Source organism: Halomonas sp. 707D4, assembly GCF_024158685.1.
Lineage (GTDB): Bacteria > Pseudomonadota > Gammaproteobacteria > Pseudomonadales > Halomonadaceae > Vreelandella.
On sequence record NZ_JAMZBD010000112.1, the window covers coordinates 1 to 7848 of the forward strand.

Below are 7848 nucleotides of genomic sequence, written 5' to 3' on the forward strand. Positions count from 1 at the left end.
CCATGAGCCCGGGAATCAGCCCCGCCATGAACATGTCGCCTACCGACTGCTCGGTAAGAATGGCGTAGATAAGTAGCGCAATGCTGGGAGGAATCATGATGCCGAGCGTGCCGCCTGCCGCCAAGGCGCCGGTGGCGAGCCCCCGGTTATAGCCGTAGCGTTCCATTTCCGGAAGCGCCACCCGGGTCATGGTGCTAGCGGTAGCAAGCGACGAACCCGAAATCGCCGAGAAGATACCGCAGGAGCCCACGGCGGCGATGGCCAAGCCACCCTTCCAGCCCCCGCAGATGGTACGGGTAGCATCGAACAGCTTACCCGCCATTCCCGAATGCGCCGCCAGTACGCCCATCAGGATGAACATGGGTACCGCGCTGAAGCTGTAGTTGGACAGCACCTCGACCGGCACCGTCTTGAGCTGCGCAATGGCGGCGTCCAGGCTGATAATCGAGGCGAATCCCCCCACACCGATGATGAGCATGGTCAGCGCGACGGGCACACGTAGCACCATCAAAACAAGCAGCAAGCCGAGTCCAATGGCGCCGATCGTTTCACTCCCCATGAGCCACCTCCTCTTGCAAGCCGAACAGGGCGCCGAGTAACGCATGGAGCGCGCTACGTATACCTAACAGCAGACTCAACCCCGCTGCGGCGTAATAGATCGGCCCCATAGGCAGGCGCAAATCCTGGGTAATTTCGCCGTGACGCGTGGCCGCCGCTGCCGAGTCGAGCAGGCCGATAAAAAGGATGATACCCAGTGCCGCGAAACCGAGAAGATAAATGCCCTGCAGACGGTTTTTGATACCCTGGGGTAATCGATGGGAAAACGCCTCGACCACCACTTGACTCTTCTCGACGTTGGCCGCCATCGCCGCCAACAGCGAACAGAGCATCAAATAGCTCACCAGTTCCACGCTTCCACTCACGCGCAGGGCGATCGCCCCTTCGGTCAGCCGCGAGAGATAGCGCGTACTCACATCGGTAATCGTCACCATCAAAAGTGCCACGAGTGCCAAAGCCGCTACCCAACGACACACTAGGGCCAGCCAATGGCTGACCCTTTCCAGAGAACGCTGCATGCCTTACTCCTGGGGGCTTGAACAGCTTGCGCTGGCCGCCTGTGCCGCTTCGTAGACGTCATGGGCTTGGCTCAAGCCGCGTTCCTCAAGCTGGGTGAGATACGCTTCGATACCCGCTTCGAGCGGTGCCTGCCAGTCAGGATGCTGGAGCGGATTTTCGATTTCGCGAATGGTGTGGCCCGCCTCGACGGCCTCCTGCTTGCCTTCAACGTCCAAGCGATCGAACACTTCACCGGCGCGTGCTGCCCAGGCCATGCCTGAGTTGTTGTCGATGACCGCCTGCTGCTCGGGGGTAAGGCCATCGTAGGTGCGCTTGTTCATCGTCGCGACGAAGATCAAATTATAAAACGGTACTTCCGTGTGATAATTAACCAGCTCATTGATACGGAAGCTGCCAAGCCCCTCCCAGGGGAAGCTCAAGCCGTCGACGACGCCCCGCTGCATGGAGGTATAGATGTCCGGCGCGGGCATGCCTACGGGCGTGGCGCCCATGTTTTCGAGCATCTCACCGGCGACCGCCGTCGGACGACGAATACGCAGACCCGCCAAATCTGCGGGCGTCTGGACATCAGTGTCGATGGTGTGGATACCGCCAGGGCCGGTGGTGAACATGAACAGCGGTCGGGTATCCTCATACTCGCTATCAAGAAGACCATCGTCATAGAGCGTTTGCAGCACGCAGGCGCTTTGGGTGGCAGAGGTGGCAATGCCCGGCAGCTCGACGATCTGCGACAGCGGGAAGCGCCCAGCGGTGTAACCCTGAGCGGTAGCACCGATATCGGCAATACCGTTGGCCGCCGCCTCATAGATAGAATCAGGCTTGGCCAGGGTGCCCGACGGGAACATCTGCACCGTGAGCTCACCACCGGACTCCTCCGCCACGGTATCGGCCCATACCTGCAGGATATCTTCATTGACGCCAGAGGCAGCCGGCCAGAAGTGAGCCATGCGTAGCGTGGTGGCATGCGCGGTACTAATGCTCATACCCGCGACGGCAGCCGTCAGAAGGCAGCGTGAGAGGATCGTTTTCATTGTAAGCTCCAGAGGTAGGGAAGCAGCTTTTCGTTCGCCATACGAACAATAGTTCGTTGCATTGCATTCAGCTTAATCCACCGCCCCATTCGGGGCTAATCGACCTTGGTCTATCTTTTGCCACTTCCATGGTTTGAAGCAGGCTCTCACTCGATCGCATTACACCCTGAAATCAATAAAAGCGCTGGCCATTAGGCTCAGCGCTTCAAGAAAGGGTGACGACAGCCTGATTAGAAATCGAAAAACACCGTCTCTCCGGGCCCCTGCAGGCGAATATCGAAGCGGTAGCGCACCATCTCGCCACCCTCTTCGCGCTTGGCGATCAGTGTTTGGCGGCGATTATCCGACTCGAGGCGCGAGAGCACCGGACAGGTGCGGTTGGCCTCCATCTCATCGTCGAAGTAGAGCCGTGTTTGCAGGTGGATATTTATGCCACGCGCGAAAATGGAAAGATTGATATGCGGCGCCATCGGCGTGCCGTTGGGGTGTATCACCGCGCCGGGCTTGAGAGTGATCAGTGACCACTCACTGCCATGATCGAAAGTCGTGGCGGTGCGACCAAAGCCGTTGAACGGTTTTTGCAGGTCATAATTCGCCTGGTAGTGCCCCTCGGGGTCGGCCTGCCACGCCTCCAGAAAGGCGTCACGGACCAGATCGCCGTTGCCGTCGATCACGGTGCCCACGATCTGGATGCGCTCGCCCTCAGCGCCAGGCTTGGCCATTTCGTTCCAGATCTCCTCATCTCGCTCGGGATTGCCCGCGGCGGCGAGGGCCAGGCCGATATGCACGAAAGGGCCCGCGGTTTGTGACGCCGTCTCGCGTAGCATGAGGTCGTGGGTGGGCTGAGTATTGGGCTGGTACATGGTCGTCCCCCGGCCTTAGAGGTTTTCGAAGTAGGTTTGCAGCTCACCGCGCACCACGATGTCGAAGCGATACGCCAAGCAGTCCATGGGCTTGCTTTGCGCCATGTCCAGACGACCGACCATGGTGTCTACGGCCTCGGGATCGTTGAGCGTATGCACGATTGGGCATAGCGGAATCAGCGGATCGCCCTCGAAGTACATTTGGGTGATCAGGCGGCTCGAGATCGATGGACCCATGACGGATACGTGGATATGCGCCGGACGCCAGCTGTTGATGTCATTGGGCCAGGGGTAGGGGCCGGGTTTGATGGTGCGGAAGCGGTAGACACCCTGCTCGTCGGTCAGGCAACGCCCCACGCCGCCGAAGTGCGGGTCGAGCGGCGCTAGATAGGCATCCTTCTTATGGCGATAACGGCCACCGGCATTGGCCTGCCACATCTCCACCAGCGTATGCGGCACGGGTTTACCAAACTGATCGATCACGCGCCCGAAGACGATGATGCGCTCCCCCTGAGGCAAGCCTTCGCCCTGGGTGAAGTTCATCAACAGGTCATTGTCGTAGGGCCCCATACGCAGGTGGCGAAAGTCAGGGCCGGTCAGCTCTGATGCAGTAGGGGTCTGCATGCTCGCCAGCGCCTGCTGAGGCGAGCGGGCGACGGAGGTCTTGTAGCCGGGCGCATAGGCCGGCGGATGCCAGTGTCGGTCACGGGCGACGAAGCGATTGTTATGGGGCATAGCGAAAGACTCTTTGATCCAACGCCCTCAAGGGCATTAGCGAGGCGCACGCGGCATCTCGCGCTGACTCAACGAGTGTGGCGTGTGGGCGAATACCTGCCAATTGAAGAGTCCGCTCGACCCATAACCTATGAGTTATGGCGCTTACGACCTTGGTAGAAGCCGTTCGGCTGCCGCCTCGCGCAGGGTTTCGCAGAAGGCTTCCCGGCTAAGAGACGGCGCCATGCTGACGTTGGTGCACATGCCTACCGAGCCGCCATGCGCCTCGAGGGGCAGCGCCAACTCGCTCAACTCGCCGCTGGCCAGCGCTTCCGCCACCGCTTCACGCGGGGCGATCCATAGGGCATCGCTCTCTAGCGTGTAGCGGTGGCTGACCGGTAGAGAGAGCGTTTCGAGCAGCATAGAGGGCGGGCTGATGGCGTGTCGCACGCAGAAACTATCCACCTGCTGGCGCAGGGCGGTTTGCGGCGGCGGCAATACCCAGGCGTACTGGGTGAGCTCAGCGCCGGCCACTGCGGCAGCCCCCGCCAGCGGGTGGTCGCGACGCGCAACGATAACCAAAGGCTCATAGTAGAGATGCTCGAAGTGAAGATCTCCGATCTCACGAGCCTCGGTCATGCGCCCCACGACCAGATCCAACGCCCCCAGCCGCAGTTGCGACAGCAGGTAGGCGCTTGGCCCCGATACCACCGAGATACAGGTATCGCTCTGGGCGTGCCAGCGCGATATGGCCAGCGGCAAAAGGCGACTCTCGACCGTAGAGAGCGCCCCCACCCGCAGCCACCGGGCGCCGCGATGGCTATCGCCTACCGCACTCACCCCTTCGTCCAGCGCCCGCAGTGCAGGGCCTACGTGGCGCAGCAGCGTCAACCCGGCTTGGGTCAGCGCCACGCCTTGAGGCAGCCGCTCGAAAAGCGGCGTTTCTAAAATCTCCTCGAGCTCGCGAATCGCCTTGGAGATCCCCGGCTGCGTGATCGCCAACGCCTCGGCAGCCCGAGCAAAGCTGCGCCGCTTGGCAACTTCGAGAAAGGCACTCAGGTGGCGTAGCTTGATGCGGGCGTTGAGCATGCAACTCCTTGGGCCACCGAGCGTAATCGCTCAAGCGTGTTGGGCAGGCTAAATAAACGAGTGGGCTCTATGCACAAAGCCCCGGTAGCCGCATGGTAGCGCTACCGGGGCGTTGGCTAAAGCGTTTGCCTGGATGATTGGCCGATCACTCCCCCCAGCCCAACTCCTTGGCCAGGGCAAAGGCGTGATTCGCCGCAGGAACGCCGCCGTAGATGGCGACGTGCATGAGTACCTGGCGAAGTTCGGCGTCGCTCAGGCCAATGCGTTTGGCGGTTTTCAGGTGCAAGGCAAGCTCCTCACGGCCAAGCGCTGCGAGAATTCCCGTCGTGATCATGCTGCGCTCGCGGCGAGTGAGATCTTCGTTGCTCCAAAGCTCTCCCCAGGCGAGGCGGGTGATCATCTGCTGGAAAGGAGCATCGAGACTGTTGGCATTGGCGGTGGAGCGCTCGACGTGCTCCCGCCCTAAAACCTGCTTGCGCGTTTCAAGGCCAGTGGCGTAGGCCACGCCTTGATGGGCCACATCGCCAAGGTCACGGGCCAGCACTGCAAAAAGCGCCTGAACGAAGCGCTCGGGCGCTTCCACCGAAGGTACATGACCAACGCCGTCGAAGACGTCGAGCGGCGCGCCGCCGAGCTCCTCGGCCAGCGTCTGAAGCGTTTCCAGCGGCGTGGCAAGATCGTCGCTGCCGCCAAGAAGCTGCACCTTGACGCCCTTGTCGGAGAGCTGCCCGGTGAAGGTCTCACGCCCCAACATCTCGCAAAGCTGAGCGTAGGACTCGTCGTCGCCACGCCCCATCTGCACGCTCCAGCCTGCCTTGAGTGCCGGGTTCGCCTCGAACGCCTTGGGTCCGAACCAGCGCGGCACAATCTCCTGGGCCATGGCGGACAGCCCCTCTGCACGCACGCGGGCGGCGCGGGTGTTCCACAGTTCGGGATTGCCGATCACAGCCCCCGTGTTAGTGAGCATAGCGCTCGTCAAGCGCTCAGCATGCGCTTTGATCAGTTGTTGACCGATGACCCCACCAATAGAGGTTCCCACGAAGTGAAACCGCGCGGCACCGGTTAGATCCACTAGCGCCAGCGCCTCGGCCGCCAGCTCAGAAGAGGTGATGCGCTCGCCGCTCACCGCCTGACTCGCGCCGTGGCCGGGCAGATCCCAGGTGAGCACGCGGTAGCGCGGTAACAGCGCAGGGATAACGTCGTCCCAGACCGCCTGACTCATACCCAGCGGGTGCGCCAGCACCACCAGCGGGTTGGCTTGGGCGCCGAGCAAGCGGTAGGCGACGCTACGCCCATTGATCGAATGAAAGGCCATGCTCCGTATCCTTTATCAGCTTATGTTTACCCGAACACCGACAGCGCAACGAAGGTGCCGCCAATGGCCACTCCCGAGATCATCAGCCAAACGATCAAATAGCCCATGATGTCCCGCGCCGAGAGTCCGGCGACCCCTAGAAGAGGCAGCGCCCAAAACGGCTGAATCTGGTTGGTCCAGCCGTCGCCCCAGGTGAACGCCATGATGGTCTGGGCGGGGTCGGCGCCAAGGGCGGCGGCCGCCTCCATCATGATCGGCCCCTGAATGGCCCACTGCCCGCCACCGGAGGGAATGAAGAAATTGACGATACCGGCAGATAGAAACGTCAGTAGCGGAAAGGTGGCAGGGGTGGCGATGGCGATGATCGCTTCCGAGAACTGCGTCACCAGCCCCGCCCCGGTCATCATCCCGGCAATGCCTGCATAGAGCGGAAACTGCACGATGATACCGCGCGCCGCCCCCACCGCCTTCTCGGCTGCCTTGAGGTAGGTCGCAGGATTTTTATGCAGTAACAAGCCCAGGGCGAGGAAAATGATGATGACGGTGTTAAGATCGATGTTGAACTGCCCAGTCACCGCCTGGCCAATGAGATAGAGCGCCGCCAGAGCGCCGAGAAACAGCGTTGGAAAGCGGCTGTTCTCGATCCAGTCGGAGAAGCTTGCATGCTTCTCCAGCACAGGCGCCTGCACGTCATCGTCTTCGGCATCGTCGAGACGCACGATGCGCTCGGGCTGCTTTTGCAGCATGAAGAAGGCCACCAGAAGCAGCAACAGTAGGCACGTTAGCGCGATGTTCCAGCCAGAGTAGAGCGTCTGACTCACTGGCACGATGCCGATGCGATCCTCCATGAAGTGATCCGGTGTGGCGATGACCAGAGGAATCGACGAGGAAGGGCCGCGCACCAGTTCACCGCCGTAGGCGGCCGCCACGATCAGCGGAAAGTGAATCGCTACACGGCGACCCATCTCGCGGGCCAGTATGGCACCGGCTACCATGCCGAAACCCCAATTCAGGTAGTAACACACGAAACTCATCACGATGGTGATTACCATCGCCTGGCGCGGCGTACTGGCGCGCTCGGTGAGACCGGTGAGCATCGCCTGTACGGCAGGCGTCAACGCCAGCACATAGCCGGTGAGCAGCACTAATACCATCTGCATACCGAAGGTGAACAGGCTCGAGAAGCCGCCGCCCCAGTAGGCCGACATCGCCATCGGCGATTGGCCGCCAACGGTCATGCCCAGAACGAAGACAATGGCGGTAAGCATGACCGCCAAAACGAAGGCGCTAGGCAAATAGCGATGTACGAGACGTACCGAAACGTTGGTGATCGCCTGCATGGGGCTTCTCTTATGGTTATCCGTTTGGCCTTCAGGCGCGTTCGATCAGCGTGGCGATGCCCTGACCGACACCGACGCACATGGTGCACAGCGCGTAGCGCTTGCCGCTTTGCTGTAATTCATGGGCGGCGGTGAGCAGCAGCCGCGCGCCGGACATGCCGAGCGGGTGGCCGAGTGCGATCGCCCCCCCGTTGGGGTTGATCCGCGGGTCGTCATCCTCTAGGCCCAGATCGCGCATGCAGGCCAGCGCCTGGGCAGCAAACGCCTCGTTGAACTCGAACACATCGATCTCATCGAGCGACACCCCGGTGCGCGCCAGCAGTTTCTTGACCGCTGGAACCGGCCCGTAGCCCATGATGCGCGGCTCGACACCCGCGGTGGCCATACCGATGATCCTAGCCATCGGCTCGAGGCCGTGC

General features: G+C 61.5%; 8 protein-coding genes and 1 pseudogene. All 9 read right to left on the reverse strand.

Annotation, left to right across the window (positions count from 1 at the left end):
- Positions 1–559, reverse strand: a 559-nt coding sequence (locus tag BIS11_RS06800; protein WP_253585854.1) for a TRAP transporter large permease subunit, incomplete at its 3' end; no start/stop codon positions are given.
- Positions 549–1076, reverse strand: coding sequence for a TRAP transporter small permease (locus tag BIS11_RS06805; RefSeq protein ID WP_253420066.1), 528 nt, complete (start codon positions 1074–1076; stop codon positions 549–551). The genes BIS11_RS06805 and BIS11_RS06800, both read right to left, overlap by 11 nt.
- 3 nt (positions 1077–1079) lie before the next feature.
- Positions 1080–2108 carry a TRAP transporter substrate-binding protein gene (locus tag BIS11_RS06810; protein ID WP_253420062.1) on the reverse strand — a complete coding sequence of 343 codons (1029 nt, stop codon included), beginning with the start codon at positions 2106–2108 and terminating at the stop codon, positions 1080–1082.
- Positions 2109–2338: 230 nt separating this feature from the next.
- On the reverse strand, positions 2339–2971 hold the full coding sequence (gene pcaG, locus BIS11_RS06815; RefSeq protein WP_253420059.1) for a protocatechuate 3,4-dioxygenase subunit alpha: 633 nt from the start codon (positions 2969–2971) through the stop codon (positions 2339–2341).
- A 15-nt stretch (positions 2972–2986) separates the two neighbouring features.
- Complete coding sequence (gene pcaH, locus BIS11_RS06820; protein ID WP_253420056.1) at positions 2987–3706, reverse strand: protocatechuate 3,4-dioxygenase subunit beta; 720 nt, start codon at positions 3704–3706, stop codon at positions 2987–2989.
- A 144-nt stretch (positions 3707–3850) separates the two neighbouring features.
- A complete protein-coding gene (pcaQ, locus tag BIS11_RS06825; protein WP_253420053.1) occupies positions 3851–4774 on the reverse strand; it encodes a pca operon transcription factor PcaQ in 924 nt (307 codons plus the stop codon).
- Between the two features lie 145 nt (positions 4775–4919).
- Positions 4920–6089 carry an alpha/beta fold hydrolase gene (locus BIS11_RS06830; protein ID WP_253420051.1) on the reverse strand — a complete coding sequence of 390 codons (1170 nt, stop codon included), beginning with the start codon at positions 6087–6089 and terminating at the stop codon, positions 4920–4922.
- A 26-nt stretch (positions 6090–6115) separates the two neighbouring features.
- A complete protein-coding gene (locus BIS11_RS06835) occupies positions 6116–7429 on the reverse strand; it encodes a short-chain fatty acid transporter (protein ID WP_253420048.1) in 1314 nt (437 codons plus the stop codon).
- Between the two features lie 31 nt (positions 7430–7460).
- Positions 7461–7848 (reverse strand): annotated as a pseudogene (locus BIS11_RS06840) (3-oxoadipyl-CoA thiolase); the annotation flags it as partial.

Bases quoted from the DNA above. Each gene is read 5' to 3' on its own strand.
- BIS11_RS06810 (WP_253420062.1), bottom strand. From the start codon at position 2,108: ATGAAAACGATCCTCTCACGCTGCCTTCTGACGGCTGCCGTCGCGGGT.
- pcaQ (WP_253420053.1), bottom strand. From the start codon at position 4,774: ATGCTCAACGCCCGCATCAAGCTACGCCACCTGAGTGCCTTTCTCGAA.
- BIS11_RS06830 (WP_253420051.1), bottom strand. From the start codon at position 6,089: ATGGCCTTTCATTCGATCAATGGGCGTAGCGTCGCCTACCGCTTGCTC.
- pcaH (WP_253420056.1), bottom strand. From the start codon at position 3,706: ATGCCCCATAACAATCGCTTCGTCGCCCGTGACCGACACTGGCATCCG.
- BIS11_RS06835 (WP_253420048.1), bottom strand. From the start codon at position 7,429: ATGCAGGCGATCACCAACGTTTCGGTACGTCTCGTACATCGCTATTTG.
- BIS11_RS06805 (WP_253420066.1), bottom strand. From the start codon at position 1,076: ATGCAGCGTTCTCTGGAAAGGGTCAGCCATTGGCTGGCCCTAGTGTGT.
- pcaG (WP_253420059.1), bottom strand. From the start codon at position 2,971: ATGTACCAGCCCAATACTCAGCCCACCCACGACCTCATGCTACGCGAG.